Here is a 15,671-nt window from a genome sequence, read left to right on the forward strand (position 1 = left end):
CGAACGACGCGGCGATCGTGCGGACGATCCTGGCACTGGCCAAGAGCCTGGACCTGGAGGTGGTGGCGGAGGGGGTGGAGACGACGGGGCAGTTATCGTTCCTGAGGCTGCATGGGTGCGAGGGGTTTCAGGGGTATCTGTTTGGAAGGCCCGGACCCGTGGAATTGTTTGAGCGTGAGCATCTGCCAGGCCACTCGGCGCTGCTGGGGCCCGCAGCACGGTCCTCGCAGCAGGAGCCGCAGCCATGAACAGCGTGGGCATCCTGTGGGTGGACATCGATACCCAGCATGCGGCGGCTGCGCGGCGGCTCATGGCGGAGCGTTACCCCGACTGGCGGGTGGTCAACAGCCCCACGCCCGAGACCGCCAAGGCCCCCCTGGCCAGCCAGGCCTGGGACGCTGTGGTGCTGTGCCTCAAGCCCACCGACCAGGAGCTGCCCGGCCTGTTGGAGCTGTGTGCAGGTCGCCCGGTGTTGATGTGCATCGACGCGGCGCAAGAAGCGCTGGCCGCGCGCGCCTTTCGCTGCGGGCTGGGCGACTATGTGCTGCGCGAGGCCGATGGCGCCGCGCATCTGAGCGAGCTGCTCAACCGCCTGGTGGCGTTGGTCCAGGGCGCCAAGGGACAGGGCCAGCCCGTGCGCATGGTGGATGCCCGCATCTGGCAAGAGGCGCTGACCATGCTGCAGGAGCAGCGCTCGGCTCTGCAGGCCACACTGGCCAGCATGAGCCAGGGCATCTTCAAGACTGGGCCCGACGGTCGCATCACCGTCTACAACGAGCGGGTGCTGGAGCTGCTGAACCTGCCCGAGTCGCTGATGGCCGCGCGCCCCACGCTGGCCGATCTGACGCGGGTGCAGGCCGAGCGCGGCGACTTTGGCGCGGGCTACAGCCTGGTGGACCGGCGCGGACATGACTACGTGGCCCGGGGGGCCGTGGCTGCCGCCCCGGCGCTGTACTGGCGCACCACGCGCGATGGCCGCACGTTCGAGGTGCGCACCACCACGTTGGCCGACGGGAGCCTGGTGCGCACGTTTGCCGATGTGAGCGACTATGTGCGCGTGGAGAACGAACTGCGCGAGAGCGAGGCGCGCTTCCGGTCGCTGAGCGACCTGTCGTCCGACTGGTATTGGGAGCACGATGTCGAGGGCCGCTTTGTGCAACTGGCGGGTGACCTGAGCGTGAACGGCATCCCGCTGTCGGACGTCATCGGGCGCACGCGCTGGGAGATCGGCGCTCTGAACATGACCGAGGCCGACTGGGCCGAGCACCGCGCCCTGCTGGCGGCGCACCAGCCGTTCCGTGACCTGGAGCTGCAGCGCCTGCGAGCGAATGGCAGCATGCACTGGATCTCGGTCAGCGGCGTGCCGGTGTTCGATGCCAACGGCGCCCTGCGCGGCTACCGGGGCGTGGGCCGCGACATCACCGAGCGCAAACAGGTCGAGAGCCAGATCGAGCGCCTGGCTTTTTATGACTCGCTGACCGGCCTGCCCAACCGCCGCTTGCTGGTGGACCGGCTGCAGCACGCCACGCTGGCGGTGGCACGCTCTGACACTCAGGGCGCGTTGTTGTTCATCGACCTCGACAACTTCAAGGACCTTAACGACACCTTGGGCCACGACACCGGCGACCAACTGCTGCTGCAGGTGGCGCAGCGCCTGACAGGCTGCGTTCGGGAGTCCGACACCGTGGCCCGCTTTGGTGGCGACGAGTTTGTGGTGCTGGTGGAAGGCCTCAGCCCCGACCCCGCCCACGCGAGTGCCGAGGCTGCGCTGGTTGCCAGTCACATCGCTACCACGTTGGGTAAGCCCTATGCCCTGGGCGAAGCCAGTCACCACAGCACACCCAGCATAGGCATTGCGCTGTTTGGCCGGCAGACCGTGAGCGTGGACGAACTGCTCAAACACGCCGACCTGGCCATGTACCAGGCCAAGGCGGCGGGACGCAACACCCAGCGGTTCTTTGACCCCGACATGCAGGCGGCCGTGAGCAACCGTTCGGCCCTGGAGGCCGACCTGCGTCGGGGCCTGCAAGAAAAGGAGCTGGTGCTGTACTACCAGCCCGTGGTGGACGGCAAAGGTCGGCTGCAGGGCGCCGAGGCCTTGGTGCGCTGGCGCCACCCACGCCGTGGCATGGTCTCACCCGCCGAGTTCATCCCGCTGGCGGAGCAGACCGGGCTCATCCTGCCCCTGGGCCAATGGGTGATGGAAGCCGCGTGCGCACAGCTGGTGGCCTGGTCGCGCAGCTCGCTCACCCGGCAGTTCTTCCTGTCGGTGAATGTGAGCGTGCGGCAGTTCCGCCAACCCGACTTTGTGGAGCAGGTGCTGGGCGTGCTGGATGCCACAGGCGCCAACCCCGAACGACTCAAGCTCGAACTCACCGAAAGCCTGCTGCTGGCCGATGTGGAGGACATCATCGTGCGCATGGAGCGCCTGCGCCGCTATGGCGTGGGTTTCTCGCTGGACGACTTTGGCACCGGCTATTCCAGCCTGAGCTACCTCAAGCGCCTGCCGCTCGACCAGCTCAAGATCGACCAGAGCTTTGTGCGTGACCTGCAGACCGACCCCAACGATGCGGCTATCGTGCGCACCATCCTGGCCCTGGCCGACAGCCTGGACCTGGCCGTGGTGGCCGAAGGCGTGGAGACCACAGGCCAGCTGGAGTTTTTGCAGCGCTACGGCTGCAAGGCCTTCCAGGGCTACCTGTTTGGCCGGCCCATGCCGGCCGAAGTGCTGGAGCGGGCGCTACGGCCTGCGTTATGACAAACGCCCGCCAGCGCGTGCAGTTCACAATCACTCCATGAAAAAACAGGTGTTGGTCGCCGGTGGCGGCATAGGCGGCTTGGCCGCGGCGTTGGGTGCATCGCGTGCGGGGTGGGATGTGCGGCTGTATGAGCGTGCTGCCGCGTTCAGCGAAGTAGGGGCGGGCGTGCAGATTGGGTCCAACGTGGTGCGCCGCCTGCAAGCCTGGGGCCTGCAGCAGCCGTTGCTGGCTGTGGCTGCGTTCCCCAGCCGCTTGCAGGTACGTAACGCCGTCAGCGGCCAGGAACTGGCCGTGCTGCCGCTGGGCCCCACGGCGGTGCAGCGCTATGGCGCGGCCTACGCCACCATTCATCGTGCAGACCTGCATGGCCTGCTCTTGGCCGCCGTGACCAAATACACAGACACGCAGTTGCATCTGGAGCACGCCATTGACGGATTCACCGATGCCGATGGTGTCGTGACGGTTCGCACCAGCCGGGGCAAGGCGGTAGAGGGCGATGCGCTCATCGGCGCCGATGGCCTGTGGAGCCGCACGCGCACCCAGTTGCTCGGTGCCGTGCCGCCCCGCGTGACAGGGCACCTGGCTTACCGAGCGCTGGTGCCGCAACATGCGCTGCCCGATGCACTGCGCACGGGCCAGGTCACCGCCTGGCTGGGCCCGCGCCTGCATGCCGTGCAGTACCCCGTGCGCCGGGGCGAGCTGCAGAACCTGGTGGTCATCGTGCAAGGCCCCGCGCCGCACGATCTGGAGAACTGGGACCATGCCGCCAACGCTGCAGGCCTGGAGCATGCGCTGCAAGGCACCTGCACCGCACTGCAGGATGTTGTGCGCAGCGTGAGTGCTGTGGGCGGCGCTGGCTGGCGCCTGTGGCCCCTGTGCGACCGCCCCCCCGTGCGCAGCGCCGACGAGATGGCGCAAGGCCTGGTGGGCCTGCTGGGCGATGCGGCCCACCCCATGCGGCCGTATCTGGCCCAGGGTGCGGGCATGGCGATTGAAGACGCGGCCGAGCTGCAGCGTGCGTTGGCCATGCACGACCTCGACGTGCCGCTGCGCCTGCGCCGCTACGCGTTGAACCGCTGGCAACGCAACGCGCGGGTGCAGGCCAGGTCTACACGCAACGGGCGCATCTTCCACGCCACCGGGCCCGCGCGCTGGGGGCGCGACCTGTCGTTGCGCCTGCTGGGCGAGCGGGTGCTGGATGTGCCCTGGTTGTACCGGGGCGACGGCTCTAGCGCCAGTTCGTTGTGATGGGGGGTGTGCGCGGGGCGTCCTGCGCATAAGCCGTTGGCGCATGCTCCACGCATGGGGCATCAACACGACCTCTGGGTTGTCAGTGCATTCCCTATCCGGGGCAACCCGTGAGCGGGTTTTGCAGGGTGAACTTTGCGCAGTGTGCCACGCTCTATCCCTGTGTGTGCAACGCCCTGAAAAGGTCCATCATGACCTCACGAATTCGCTGTTCAAGCGCAGTTCGTGGTGCTACAAAGGGCCAAGCCGGTAGCGATAGCCAATGCAACACCGTGGTGCCACCTGAGCCCGTCAGGGGTGCTGTCACAGGAGGTCGTATGGATGCCATCAGCAACTTCGCCGCGCGCTATGCCCGTAGCCGCGAAGAGGAAATGTCGATCGACGAGTACCTCGCCGAGTGCAAACGTGATCCCATGGCCTACGCCACGTCGGCCCAGCGCATGCTGGCCGCCATTGGCGAGCCCGAGATGGTGGACACGCGCAACGACCCGCGCCTGTCGCGGCTCTTTGCCAACAAGGTCATCAAGCGCTACCCCGCGTTCACCGAGTTCTATGGCATGGAGGAGTCCATCGAACAGGTGGTGAGCTTCTTCCGCCACGCCGCGCAGGGGCTGGAGGAGCGCAAACAGATCCTCTACCTGCTGGGCCCCGTGGGGGGCGGCAAGAGTTCGATCGCGGAGCGCCTCAAGGCCCTGATGCAGAAGGTGCCGTTTTATGCGCTCAAGGGCTCGCCGGTGAACGAGTCGCCGCTGGGCCTGTTCGATGCGCAGGAGGACGGCCCGGTGTTGGAAGATCAGTTTGGCATTCCGCGCCGTTACCTGCAACGTGTGCTGTCGCCGTGGGCGGTGAAACGGCTGGAAGAGTATGGCGGTGACATCCGCCAGTTCCGCGTGGTCAAGCGCTACCCCAGCGTGCTCAAGCAGGTGGGCATTGCCAAGACCGAGCCGGGCGATGAGAACAACCAGGACATCTCCAGCCTGGTGGGCAAAGTGGACATCCGCAAGCTCGAAACCTTTGCCCAGGACGACACCGATGCCTACAGCTACAGCGGCGGCCTGTGCCTGGCCAACCAGGGCTTGCTCGAATTCGTGGAAATGTTCAAGGCACCCATCAAGGTGCTGCACCCGCTGCTGACAGCCACGCAGGAGGGCAACTACAAGGGCACGGAGGGCTTTGGCGCCATCCCGTTCGACGGCGTGGTGCTGGCCCACAGCAACGAGAGCGAGTGGAAGGCGTTTCGCAACAACAAGAACAACGAGGCCTTCCTGGACCGCATCTACATCGTCAAGGTGCCGTACTGCCTGCGCGTGAGCGAGGAGACCCGCATCTACGAGAAACTCATCCGCGAATCGTCTCTGGGCAACGCCGTGTGCGCACCCGGCACGCTCAAGATGATGGCGCAGTTCGCCATCCTCACGCGGCTGAAGGAGCCCGAGAACTCCAGCATCTTCAGCAAGATGCAGGTGTATGACGGCGAGAGCCTGAAAGACACCGACCCGCGCGCCAAGAGCTACCAGGAGTACCGCGACTACGCGGGTGTGGACGAGGGCATGACGGGCGTCTCCACCCGTTTTGCGTTCAAGATTTTGTCCAAGGTGTTCAACTTCGACAGCGCCGAGGTGGCCGCCAACCCCGTGCACCTGATGTACGTGCTGGAGCAGCAGATCGAGCGCGAGCAGTTTCCTGCCGAGCTGGAGACCAAGTACACCAGCTACATCAAGGAATACCTCTCGCCGCGCTATGCCGAGTTCATCGGCAAGGAGATCCAGACCGCTTACCTGGAGAGCTACAGCGAGTACGGCCAGAACATCTTCGACCGCTATGTGACGTATGCGGACTACTGGATCCAGGACAACGAGTACCGCGACACCGACACCGGTGAGGTGTTCGACCGGGGTGCGCTCAACGCCGAGCTGGAGAAGATCGAGAAGCCCGCAGGCATTGCCAACCCCAAGGATTTCCGCAACGAGATCGTCAACTTCGTGCTGCGCGCGCGCGCCAACAACCAGGGCCAGAACCCCAGCTGGACCAGCTACGAAAAGCTGCGCCTGGTGATCGAGAAGAAGATGTTCTCCAACACCGAAGAATTGCTGCCGGTGATCAGCTTCAACGCCAAGGCCAGCGCCGAAGAGGCGCGCAAGCACGAGGACTTTGTCACCCGCATGGTGAACAAGGGCTACACCTCCAAGCAGGTGCGGCTGTTGTGTGAGTGGTACCTGCGGGTGCGCAAGAGCAGCTGATCGCTGTTGATCGCTCTGGAAGGTTTTGCCAGCGCGTCCCGCCGGGGCGCTGGCCTATGCAGGGGAGCAAGGGGATGGCACTGCAAATCATCGACCGCAGGCTCGCAGGCAAGAACAAATCTGTGGGCAACCGCGAACGCTTTGTCCGCCGCTTCAAGGAGCAGATTGCGGAGAGTGTGCGCCGTGCGGTCTCGCAGCGTGGCATTCGCGACATGGAGCAGGGCGAGAGCATCACCATCCCACGCAAGGACATCAGCGAGCCTGTGTTCCACCATGGCCAGGGCGGCATCCGCGACACCGTGCACCCCGGCAATGCAGAGCATGTGCGCGGCGACCGCATTGAGCGGCCCCAGGGCGGGGCGGGCGGGCGCGGCTCGCAGGCCAGTGACAGCGGCGAGGGCGAGGACGACTTCACCTTCACGCTGACCAAGGAAGAGTTCATGCAGCTCTTTTTTGAAGACCTGGCGCTGCCGCACCTGCTGCGCACCCACATTGGCGAGAACCCACAGTGGAAGTCGCGCCGCGCGGGCTACAGCCAGGACGGCATCCCCAACAACCTGGCCGTGCTGCGCACCATGCGTGGGGCGCTGGGGCGGCGCATTGCGCTGGGCAAGTCGGCACACCGCGAGCTGTTGGCGCTGCAGGCCGAGCTGGACGCCCTGCTGGCGCAGGACGACGGCACCAGCGAGGCGGTGGCCGAGCTGCAGCACCGCATCGACGTGCTCAAGGAGCGCGTGGGCCGGATTCCGTACCTCGACCCCATCGACCTGCGTTTTCGGGCCCGCGTTCAGGTGCCCGTGCCCAACAGCCAGGCGGTGATGTTCTGCCTGATGGATGTTTCGGGCTCCATGGACGAGGCGCGCAAGGACCTGGCCAAGCGCTTTTTCATCCTGCTGTACCTGTTTCTCACGCGGCACTACGAGAAGATCGACATCGTCTTCATCCGCCACCACACCCAGGCGGCCGAGGTGAGCGAGGAGCAGTTCTTCCACTCCACCGAAAGCGGTGGCACGGTGGTGAGCAGCGCGCTGGTGCTGCTCGACCAGATCATCCGTGCGCGCTACCCGCAAGGCGACTGGAACATCTACGTCGCCCAGGCCAGCGACGGCGACAACTTCACCAACGACAGCGGCAACTGCCGCGACCTGCTGGTAGACCGCATCCTGCCGCTGGTGCGCTACTTTGCCTATGTGCAGGTGGCCGAGGAGGAGCAGAACCTGTGGGACGAGTACAGCCAGTTGTTGCCGCTGTTCTCCCACTTTGCGATGCGCAAGGTCTCCGAGCCGGGCGACATCTATCCCGTGTTCCGCGACCTCTTCAAGAAAGAGGGGGTGCCCGCATGAACAACGTTGTGCAGTACCCGGTGCTGGAGCGCCGCATCACCGACAACCCCTGGAAAGCCGCCGCCGTGGGCGAGCGTCGCCATCGCGCCGTGCCCGGCCAGCCCTTGCCCGCCGGGGAACGACCCGCCGAGCCGTTGCCCGACCCGAGCGACTGGACGTTCGAGCTGATCGAGCGCTACCACGCGGCCATTGCTGCCGCGGCCGAGCGCTTTGGCCTGGATACCTACCCCAACCAGCTGGAGATCATCACCGCCGAGCAGATGATGGATGCCTACTCCAGCGTCGGCATGCCGGTGAACTACCGGCACTGGAGCTACGGCAAGGAGTTTCTGGCCACCGAGCGGCGCTACCGGCGCGGGCATATGGGGTTGGCGTATGAGATCGTCATCAACTCCAACCCCTGCATCAGCTACCTGATGGAGGAGAACACCACCGCCATGCAGGCCCTGGTGATTGCCCATGCCGCCTATGGGCACAACAGCTTCTTCAAGGGCAACTACCTGTTTCGCATGTGGACGGATGCGTCCAGCATCATCGACTACCTGGTGTATGCCAAGGACTACGTGGCCCAGTGCGAAGAGCGCTACGGCATGGCTGAGGTGGAGCGGCTCATGGATTCGTGCCACGCGCTGGCCAACTTTGGAGTGGACCGCTACCGCCGCCCCTCCAAGAAGAACCTGGCGCGCGAGCGCCTGGAGCGCGCGCAGCGCGAGGCCTATGCCCAGCAGCAGGTGAACGAGCTGTGGCGCACCCTGCCCATGCGTCCCGGCAAGGACGATGCGGCGCAGGAGCACAACCGCTTTCCGCAGGAGCCGCAAGAGAACATCCTGTACTTCATCGAAAAAAACGCGCCCCTGCTGGAGCCTTGGCAGCGCGAGATCGTTCGCATCGTGCGCAAGATCGCGCAGTATTTCTACCCCCAGCGCCAGACCCAGGTGATGAACGAAGGCTGGGCCACGTTCTGGCACTACACGCTGCTCAACACCCTGTACGACGAGGGCTACCTGAGCGATGGCGTGATGATCGAATGGCTGGGCTCGCACACCAACGTCGTCTACCAGCCGCCCGTGGGGCACCGTGCCTACAGTGGCATCAACCCCTATGCGCTGGGTTTTGCCATGTACCGCGACATCCAGCGCATCTGCCAGTACCCCACGCCCGAAGACCGGCACTGGTTCCCCGACATCGCAGGCACCCCCTGGCTGCCCGCGCTGGACCATGCCATGCGCAACTTCAAGGACGAGAGCTTCATCGGCCAGTACCTCAGCCCGCACCTGATGCGCGAGATGCGCCTGTTTGCGCTGCACGACGACGCCAACGAGCGTGAGCTGTTGGTCAGCGAGATCCACGACGAGAACGGCTACCGCAACCTGCGCCAGATGCTGTCGCAGCAGTACGACCTGGGCACGCGCGAGCCCAACATCCAGGTGTGGAACGTGAACCTGCGCGGCGACCGCAGCCTGACCCTGCGCCACACCCAGTACCAGGGCCGCCCTCTGGCCGACGACACGCAGGAAGTGCTGCGGCATGTGGCGCGCCTGTGGGGCTTTGGGGTGCAGATCGAGAGTGTGGACGCCGACGGCAACCACCCGGTGCTGTTGCACCAGGTGCCTGCTTCAGTCACCTGACCCGGCTGCGCTGGCGCCTGCGCAGCGGGCGAAGAATGGCTGCTCTGTTTTTGATAGCTGCTGGCGCATGATGCACTAGCGCTACCGCCCGATTGGGCTCAAAAAACGGGCGAAGAGGCCTTGGCCCGTGGCGCACGGGCTTGCAGCGGGCAGTCGGTGGCCACACGCTCGGCCAGCGTCTGGCGCAGGGTCTGCAGTGCTGCAATCCGGGCATCGATCTCCTGCAGCTTGGCGGCCAGCACCTGCGCCAGCGCGGGGCCGGGCTCGGCCGCATCCCAGATGGCGGGTAACCGGTCGCCAATCTCGGCCAGCGTAAAGCCCAGCTGCTGCGCGGTGCGGATGTACTGCACCAGCGTCACCACCTCGGGCGGGTAGTCGCGGTAGCCGTTGCTGAGCCGCCGTGCACGAATGAGGCCCTGCTGTTCGTAAAAACGCAGCGCCTCGCGGCTCAGGCCCGAGGCGGTGGCCAGTTCTCCGATCAGCATTCCACGCTCCCTCTCAATACAAAGTACAAAGTGCTTGACCCTGAAGCGTACTTCAAGGTGGAAGCTCAGGACCTCATTGATTCATTCACAGAGGTTTCTTGTTATGCACATCCCCGCTTTCGCCTCCGACCGTTACCTGCGCATCGTGCGCACCAGCGGCTGGTACGACCTGCTCGTCACCTGGCCGTTTGCCCTGCCCTGGACCTTTGCCTGGCTTTACGCCCAGCTGAACCTGCTGGCCCAGACGCTGGGGCTGCCGGGCACGCTGCACCCGCTCGACACCACCCACATGCTGCTGGCCAACCTGCTGGGCTCGGTAGTGGTGGTGTGGTCGGTGGCGCGCATCGTGGCGCCTTCGCTGCTGCTGGGGCGGCTCGATGGCGTGGCGCGCTTCCTGTTTGCCGCCTGGCAGATCTACGCCGTGGCGCACGGGGCCAATGCCATCGTGCTGGGCTTCACCGCTTTTGAGCTGATGTTTGGCGTGCTGCAGTGGTGGCGTGTGGACGGTGCCAGCGCGGCAGCGTGCCCGCCCGGCCCCGCGCGGGTCAAGGTGCGGGCGCGGGCAGCAGCCTGAAGGCTGCCGCACCCACTCCCAGCATGGCCGCTATGGTGAGCATCACCGCCACATAGGGGTCGGCACCTTGCGCTGTGGCGAGGGACGCGGCCACGCCCGTGACCCACTGCATCAGCGCCACGCCCAGAAACAGCGCCATGGTGAACACCGCCATGGCGCGCCCGGTCATGGCGGCCGGGTAGGCCGAGCGCACGTCCGAATACTGCAGCACCATGTAGCCCGACAGCAGCCCCACGGCGATGGAGCCGCCTACGTCCAGCCATTCGGCGTGCAAAAAGCCCATGGCCGCAAACAAGGCCGCCAGCAGGGCCGTAAAACCCAGCAGCCAGCGCCTGCGCCGCGTGGGGCCGGGGTCCAGCCGACCAAAAAAGGCCGGGCTGAACAGCGACACCAGGGACGTCAGCATGGCCACGTTGCCGCTGGCCACCAGCGAATAGCCGTGCCGCTCGATCAACAACGGCCCCAGCCACAGCCCGCGCAGTGTGAGAAATGAGGCATAGGTCATCAGCGCCAGCAGCATGATGCCGGCCGTGTGCGGCAGCAAGAACAAGGCGCCAAAGCCGCGCACCGCCTGCAGCACCGATTCACGCGGAGCGGCATCGTCGGTGGGCTGTGCGGGCTCGCGTACCTTCCAGAAGATCAGCAACCACGCCAGCGCCGCCAGGCCCGCCAGCACACCAAACCCCATGCGCCAGGACGACTGCTGCACCAGCCAGGCCAGCGGCGTGCCGGTGAACAACATACCCAGCCCGCCCACACCCATGGCCACACCCGACACCATGGCAAACCGCGACGCGGGAAAGTAGCGTGCAATGAACACCGTGCACACCAGAAAGGCAGGTGCGCAGCCCACACCAATCAGCACCTGCCCCAGCAGCACCGTGCCATAGCCCGGCGCCAGTGCCGACAGCACCGCGCCCGCAATGGTGAGCGGGAACGCCACCAGCAGTGTGCGCCGCACGCCATACAGGTCGATGCCAATGCCCATGAACAGCTGCATGGTGCCAAAGGCAAACGCAAACGCCCCGGCAAACACCCCCAGTGCCTGCGCCGACAACCCGAACTCGGCACGCAGCCCCGTGGCCATGATGGCCGTGATGGTGCGAAACGCCTGGCTCAACGCAAAACCAGCCACCAGCGCCAGCAGCATGGACCAGGCAGTGCGGGGAGCGAGAAGCGGTGCAGAGGGCTGCGAGGTGGGCACGAGGGAGGGTCTCCAGAGCAGATTTCGCGGCTGTCGGGAGGGGCTCTCCGTCAGCGACTGTGCCCCGCGAGGTTACCCGCAGAGCCTGAGCGCCACTGTCGCCCACGGACAGGGCAGGCAGATTGGGGGTGGGCTGGACGGCTGGAGGGCGCTTGTACGTGCGCACCTAGGGTATGTCCCAGTCCCGCCGCCCCATACCCCACCAAACGCATCGGATGCTGCGAACTTTGGGGTATCGGTGTTTGTAATTAGATGTTTCTTCTGCGGATTGGACTCTCCGGTGCATCCAATCCAGCCCTGTCCATGGGCTGTCGGGGCCGTCATGAGGGCGCCACAGGGCGCGGGCAGACTTTAGAGGAGGCTCTCGATGTGGGGATCACCCCAATGACGGTGCCGGGGGCCTGGGGCACTCTTGTGCCTATGCGCTGCACCGGGTGTTGGTCACGGCTCTGGAATCGCAGGTTTCGGTCTCTCGCAATCAGGATGGTGCAGGCAGTGGTGAGTGGCAAGGTTTGTGCTTGGGTGGTCACCACGGGGCTTTGAATGGGCCCCGGTGGCCGGTGGCCACAAGCCGTTGGATGGAAGTTGTCGTGCGCTGTCAGGCTGCGCCGCGATGTCAGGAGTGACCGATGAAGACGATGGTTTTGTTGGGTTCGGGTGCGTTGGCTACCCTCATGTTGTCGGGCTGCGCAAGCCAGCCCCCCGCGATGCAGGCGTTCAGCACACAGACGGATGGCCGCAGCATGCAATACGCCTGCGGCAATGGCGAAAAGGTAGAGATGCAGTTCTACCCCGAGCAGGGCCGCAGCGTGATGCGTCGCAGCGGCTGGACGGTGGAACTGCCCAAACAGGCTGCAGAAACCGGATACGCCTTCAGCAACGGCCCCACCACCGTGCTTGGCAAGGGCAATGAGCTGACCATCCAGATTGGTCACCTGGCACCGATCTGGTGCCGCAGCAACCGCCCCATGATGGTGGCGGGCGTTCAGTAGCCTGCACAAGCGGCAAACCACGGCCTCCTGGTTGCCTGCGCTGGCGACTGGTGCGTGCGCCACGTGCTTTGCCCCTGGTTCCCACTGAGCAGGTACGTGGCTGCCAAGCAGCCGCCGTAGCCTTCCCTTCGCTCATAGGTCCGTGCGCAGCTTCCAGATTTCGGGGAACAGCACCACGTCCAGCATCTTGCGCAGGTAGCTCACCCCGCCCGTGCCGCCCGTGCCGCGCTTGAAGCCGATCACGCGCTCCACCGTGGTCACGTGGCGAAAGCGCCAGAGGCGGAACGCGTCCTCCAGGTCGGTCAGCTCTTCGCCCAGCTGGTACAAGTCCCAGTGTTTTTCGGGGTTGCGGTACACGGTCAGCCAGGCTTGCTCCACTGCATCGTTTTCTGCATAGGGCTGCGTCCAGTCGCGCTCAGTGTGGCTGGCTGGCACGGCCAGGCCACGCCGTGCCAGCAAGCGCAGGGCTTCGTCGTACAGCGATGGTGCCTCGTACGCGGCCTGCACCAGGGCCAGCAGGTCGGCGCGGTGCTCGTGGGGCTTGAGCATGGCGTGGTTCTTGTTGCCCATCGAGAACTCGATGCAGCGGTACTGGTAACTCTGAAATCCGCTGGACTGGCCCAGGTACGGGCGCATGGCGCTGTACTCGGGCGGCGTCATGGTGGCCAGCACATCCCACGCATGCACCAGCTGTTCCATGATCTTGCTCACGCGCGCCAGCATCTTGAACGCGGGCGGCAACTCGTCGCGCGCAATGTGGCCGATGGCCGCGCGCAGCTCGTGCAGCATGAGCTTCATCCACAGCTCGCTGGTCTGGTGCTGCACGATGAACAGCATCTCGTCGTGCGCAGGCGACAGCGGCTTTTGTGCGGTGAGGATGGCGTCAAGCTGCAGGTAGTCGCCGTAGCTCATGCTTTTGCTGAAGTCGAGCTGGGCGCGCTCCTCGTGCACGATGGATTCGGGCAGGGCGGCGCCGGGGGCTTCGCTGGCGGGGGTTTGGGAAAAGGGGCACATGGTCGGTCTCCTGGATACGCGTTCGATCCACTAGAACCGTTCGGGCTGAGCCTGTCGAAGCCCTGCGCGGCGCTTCGACAAGCTCAGCGTGAACGGATTTTTGGTTTTTGTATGCAGACGGCTATCAGGTCACTGCGTGCGTTTGGTTGAACTCTGGCTTTTGCCATTCGCCGCTTTCCAGCACCTGGCGCAGGTGCTCCACGGCATTCCATACATCTTCAAAGCCCAGGTACAGCGGCGTGAAGCCAAACCGCAAGATGTCCTTGTGGCGACCCGTGCCGCCGTCGCCTTTGCGGAAGTCGCCAATCACACCGCGTGCAATGAGCGCCTGCACGATGGCGTAGGCGCCGCTGCCCTGGCCGTTGACGCCAGCGCCTTCGTCGCGGGTCAGGCAGGCTTGCGAGCCGCGCTGGGCGTGCGCACGCGGCGTGGCCAGGCCCAGGCCGTGGCCTGCGCAGCGCTCTTCCACCAGCTTGATGAACAGGTCTGTGAGCGCCAGCGATTTGGTGCGCAATGCGGCCATGCCACCCAGGCTTTCGGCCGCCGTGAACACGTCCAGCCCACACTGCAAGGCCGACAGGCTGATGATGGGCTGCGTGCCACACAGGTAGCGCGTGATGCCCGGTGCAGGCTTGTAATCCGGCGTAAATGCAAAAGGTGCGGCGTGGCCCCACCAGCCCGACAGCGGTTGCCAGAAGCGGTTGGCGTGGCGCGGGTGCACCCACACAAAAGCCGGTGCGCCGGGGCCGCCGTTGAGGTATTTGTAGCCGCAGCCGATGGAGAAGTCGGCGCCTGCGCCGTTCAAGTCCACGGGCACCGCACCTGCGCTGTGCGCCAGGTCCCACACGCACAAGATGCCTTGGGCATGTGCGGCAGCGGTGATGGCGGCCATGTCGTGCATGGCGCCGGTGCGGTAGTTCACGTGGGTGAGCATCAGCACGGCCACGTCGCTGGTCAGCGCAGCGGTGATCTCTTCAGGCTCCACCAGCACCAGCTCCAGGCCGCGCTCCTTGCACAGGCCTTCGGCAATGTAGAGGTCGGTGGGGAAGTTGCTGCGCTCGCTCACGATGCGCTTGCGGGCGGGGCCGTCTTCACGCGCGATGTTGAGCGCCGCGCTCAGCACCTTGTAGAGGTTGATGGAGGTGCTGTCGGTGCACACCACCTCATGGGGGCCCGCGCCGATCAACGGAGCGAGCTGGTTGCCCAGGCGCTGGGGCAAGTCAAACCAGCTGGCGGTGTTCCACGATTTGATGAGGTCCGTGCCCCATTCGCGGGTGACCACATCGGCCACGCGCGCGGCGGCGGCCTTGGGCGCCACGCCCAGCGAGTTGCCGTCAAGGTAGATCACGCCCGCAGGCAGGCTGAAGTGGTCGCGCAGCGGGGCCAGCGGGTCTTGCGCATCCAGGGCGCGGCAGTCTTGGAGGGTAGTGGTCATGATGGTCCGGGTCGGTTACTTCTGTTTTGATAGCTGCTGGCGCTTATGGGATAGGCGCTAGAGGCCAAAAAGGCTTGAATTTTTGTTGTCAAAGCGCCCTGAGCACGGCGCGCACGGGCGATGCGTCGGCGGTGGTCAGCTTCAGGGGCAGGGCGATCAGCTCGTAGTCGCCCTCGGGCACGGCGTCGAGCACCAGGTTTTCCAGCACGCGCAGGCCCCGGCGGCGGATGACCTGGTGGCTGTCCAGCGTCTTGCTGTTGGCCGGGTCGATGCTGGCGGTGTCGATGCCCACCAGCAACACGCCCAGGTCGGCCAGGCGCTCGATGGTGTCGGGGGCGTAGGCGGTGAGTTGGCCGTCCCATTGCTCGGGGGCCTGGGCGTAGGTGCGGACCAGCACGCGGGCGGGCAGGGCGCTGTCCACCGCATGGGCGATGTGCTGCCACTCGATCAGCGGGCCGCAGCCGATGGCGTGGATCACGCGGCAGGGGCCCAGAAAGGCGTCGAGCGACACATCGCCAATGGTGGCGCCCTGCGCGTCGTAGTGCAGTGGTGCATCGGCATGGGCACCCACGTGGGGCGACATGGTGATGGCGCTTACGTTGACCGGGCAGCCGGGGCCGATGGTGGCGCACCACTGCTGGCTGTAGGCCGTGTCGCCCGGGAACACGGGGCTGCCCGCAAACACGGGCGGGGAGATGTCCCAGAGCTGGCGGGTGTGGGATGAGGAAGGCGTTGACATGGGACAAAGT

General features: G+C 65.6%; 13 protein-coding genes. 8 read left to right on the forward strand and 5 right to left on the reverse strand.

Annotated elements, in window-relative coordinates; all coding sequences use genetic code 11:
- From OIN59_RS14990 to OIN59_RS15015, 6 genes are all read left to right on the forward strand, one after another.
- Positions 1–248 (forward strand): EAL domain-containing protein (locus OIN59_RS14990; protein WP_274111678.1); only part of this gene is annotated, 248 nt, incomplete at its 5' end.
- The gene (locus OIN59_RS14995) at positions 245–2,758 is read left to right on the forward strand and encodes a putative bifunctional diguanylate cyclase/phosphodiesterase (protein WP_274111680.1); all 2,514 of its coding nucleotides are present in this window, start codon (positions 245–247) and stop codon (positions 2,756–2,758) included. The genes OIN59_RS14990 and OIN59_RS14995, both read left to right, overlap by 4 nt.
- A gap of 37 nt (positions 2,759–2,795) precedes the next feature.
- Positions 2,796–4,007, forward strand: a complete 1,212-nt coding sequence (locus tag OIN59_RS15000) for an FAD-dependent monooxygenase (RefSeq protein WP_274111682.1) — start codon at positions 2,796–2,798, stop codon at positions 4,005–4,007.
- Positions 4,008–4,324: 317 nt separating this feature from the next.
- On the forward strand, positions 4,325–6,247 hold the full coding sequence (locus OIN59_RS15005) for a PrkA family serine protein kinase (protein ID WP_274111684.1): 1,923 nt from the start codon (positions 4,325–4,327) through the stop codon (positions 6,245–6,247).
- 74 nt (positions 6,248–6,321) lie between these two features.
- Positions 6,322–7,590: a YeaH/YhbH family protein gene (locus OIN59_RS15010; RefSeq protein ID WP_274111685.1), complete on the forward strand. Its 1,269-nt coding sequence runs from the start codon at positions 6,322–6,324 to the stop codon at positions 7,588–7,590.
- The gene (locus OIN59_RS15015) at positions 7,587–9,218 is read left to right on the forward strand and encodes a SpoVR family protein (protein WP_274111687.1); all 1,632 of its coding nucleotides are present in this window, start codon (positions 7,587–7,589) and stop codon (positions 9,216–9,218) included. The genes OIN59_RS15010 and OIN59_RS15015 overlap by 4 nt, the downstream gene beginning before the upstream one ends.
- Before the next feature lie 98 nt (positions 9,219–9,316).
- Here OIN59_RS15015 and OIN59_RS15020 read toward each other — a convergent pair whose 3' ends face one another.
- On the reverse strand, positions 9,317–9,703 hold the full coding sequence (locus OIN59_RS15020) for a MerR family DNA-binding protein (RefSeq protein WP_274111689.1): 387 nt from the start codon (positions 9,701–9,703) through the stop codon (positions 9,317–9,319).
- A 103-nt stretch (positions 9,704–9,806) separates the two neighbouring features.
- On the opposite strand from OIN59_RS15020, the gene OIN59_RS15025 reads away from it, so the two are divergent.
- Complete coding sequence (locus OIN59_RS15025; RefSeq protein WP_274111691.1) at positions 9,807–10,277, forward strand: hypothetical protein; 471 nt, start codon at positions 9,807–9,809, stop codon at positions 10,275–10,277.
- Here OIN59_RS15025 and OIN59_RS15030 read toward each other — a convergent pair.
- On the reverse strand, positions 10,249–11,427 hold the full coding sequence (locus tag OIN59_RS15030) for an MFS transporter (protein WP_274112007.1): 1,179 nt from the start codon (positions 11,425–11,427) through the stop codon (positions 10,249–10,251). The two genes, OIN59_RS15025 and OIN59_RS15030, sit on opposite strands and share 29 nt — an antisense overlap.
- Positions 11,428–12,110: 683 nt before the next feature.
- Here OIN59_RS15030 and OIN59_RS15035 point away from each other — a divergent pair.
- Entirely contained in the window at positions 12,111–12,473 is a 363-nt protein-coding gene (locus tag OIN59_RS15035; RefSeq protein WP_274111693.1) for an MliC family protein, read from the forward strand.
- A gap of 132 nt (positions 12,474–12,605) precedes the next feature.
- Here OIN59_RS15035 and kynA read toward each other — a convergent pair whose 3' ends face one another.
- The 3 genes from kynA to kynB form a co-directional block, all read right to left on the reverse strand.
- The gene (gene kynA, locus OIN59_RS15040) at positions 12,606–13,487 is read right to left on the reverse strand and encodes a tryptophan 2,3-dioxygenase (RefSeq protein WP_274111695.1); all 882 of its coding nucleotides are present in this window, start codon (positions 13,485–13,487) and stop codon (positions 12,606–12,608) included.
- A 124-nt stretch (positions 13,488–13,611) separates the two neighbouring features.
- Positions 13,612–14,922 carry a kynureninase gene (kynU, locus tag OIN59_RS15045; RefSeq protein WP_274111697.1) on the reverse strand — a complete coding sequence of 437 codons (1,311 nt, stop codon included), beginning with the start codon at positions 14,920–14,922 and terminating at the stop codon, positions 13,612–13,614.
- An 88-nt stretch (positions 14,923–15,010) separates the two neighbouring features.
- On the reverse strand, positions 15,011–15,661 hold the full coding sequence (gene kynB, locus OIN59_RS15050; protein WP_274111699.1) for an arylformamidase: 651 nt from the start codon (positions 15,659–15,661) through the stop codon (positions 15,011–15,013).
- Positions 15,662–15,671 lie beyond the last annotated feature (10 nt).

Origin of the sequence: Acidovorax benzenivorans, assembly GCF_028680575.1 — a bacterium.
Taxonomy (GTDB): domain Bacteria; phylum Pseudomonadota; class Gammaproteobacteria; order Burkholderiales; family Burkholderiaceae_C; genus Acidovorax; species Acidovorax benzenivorans.

What these genes read in the sequence shown, in the direction of transcription:
- OIN59_RS14995 (WP_274111680.1), top strand. Translation starts at nt 245, where the DNA reads ATGAACAGCGTGGGCATCCTGTGGGTGGACATCGATACCCAGCATGCG.
- OIN59_RS15000 (WP_274111682.1), top strand. Translation starts at nt 2,796, where the DNA reads ATGAAAAAACAGGTGTTGGTCGCCGGTGGCGGCATAGGCGGCTTGGCC.
- OIN59_RS15005 (WP_274111684.1), top strand. Translation starts at nt 4,325, where the DNA reads ATGGATGCCATCAGCAACTTCGCCGCGCGCTATGCCCGTAGCCGCGAA.
- OIN59_RS15010 (WP_274111685.1), top strand. Translation starts at nt 6,322, where the DNA reads ATGGCACTGCAAATCATCGACCGCAGGCTCGCAGGCAAGAACAAATCT.
- OIN59_RS15015 (WP_274111687.1), top strand. Translation starts at nt 7,587, where the DNA reads ATGAACAACGTTGTGCAGTACCCGGTGCTGGAGCGCCGCATCACCGAC.
- OIN59_RS15020 (WP_274111689.1), bottom strand. Translation starts at nt 9,703, where the DNA reads ATGCTGATCGGAGAACTGGCCACCGCCTCGGGCCTGAGCCGCGAGGCG.
- OIN59_RS15025 (WP_274111691.1), top strand. Translation starts at nt 9,807, where the DNA reads ATGCACATCCCCGCTTTCGCCTCCGACCGTTACCTGCGCATCGTGCGC.
- OIN59_RS15030 (WP_274112007.1), bottom strand. Translation starts at nt 11,427, where the DNA reads ATGCTGCTGGCGCTGGTGGCTGGTTTTGCGTTGAGCCAGGCGTTTCGC.
- OIN59_RS15035 (WP_274111693.1), top strand. Translation starts at nt 12,111, where the DNA reads ATGAAGACGATGGTTTTGTTGGGTTCGGGTGCGTTGGCTACCCTCATG.
- kynA (WP_274111695.1), bottom strand. Translation starts at nt 13,487, where the DNA reads ATGTGCCCCTTTTCCCAAACCCCCGCCAGCGAAGCCCCCGGCGCCGCC.
- kynU (WP_274111697.1), bottom strand. Translation starts at nt 14,922, where the DNA reads ATGACCACTACCCTCCAAGACTGCCGCGCCCTGGATGCGCAAGACCCG.
- kynB (WP_274111699.1), bottom strand. Translation starts at nt 15,661, where the DNA reads ATGTCAACGCCTTCCTCATCCCACACCCGCCAGCTCTGGGACATCTCC.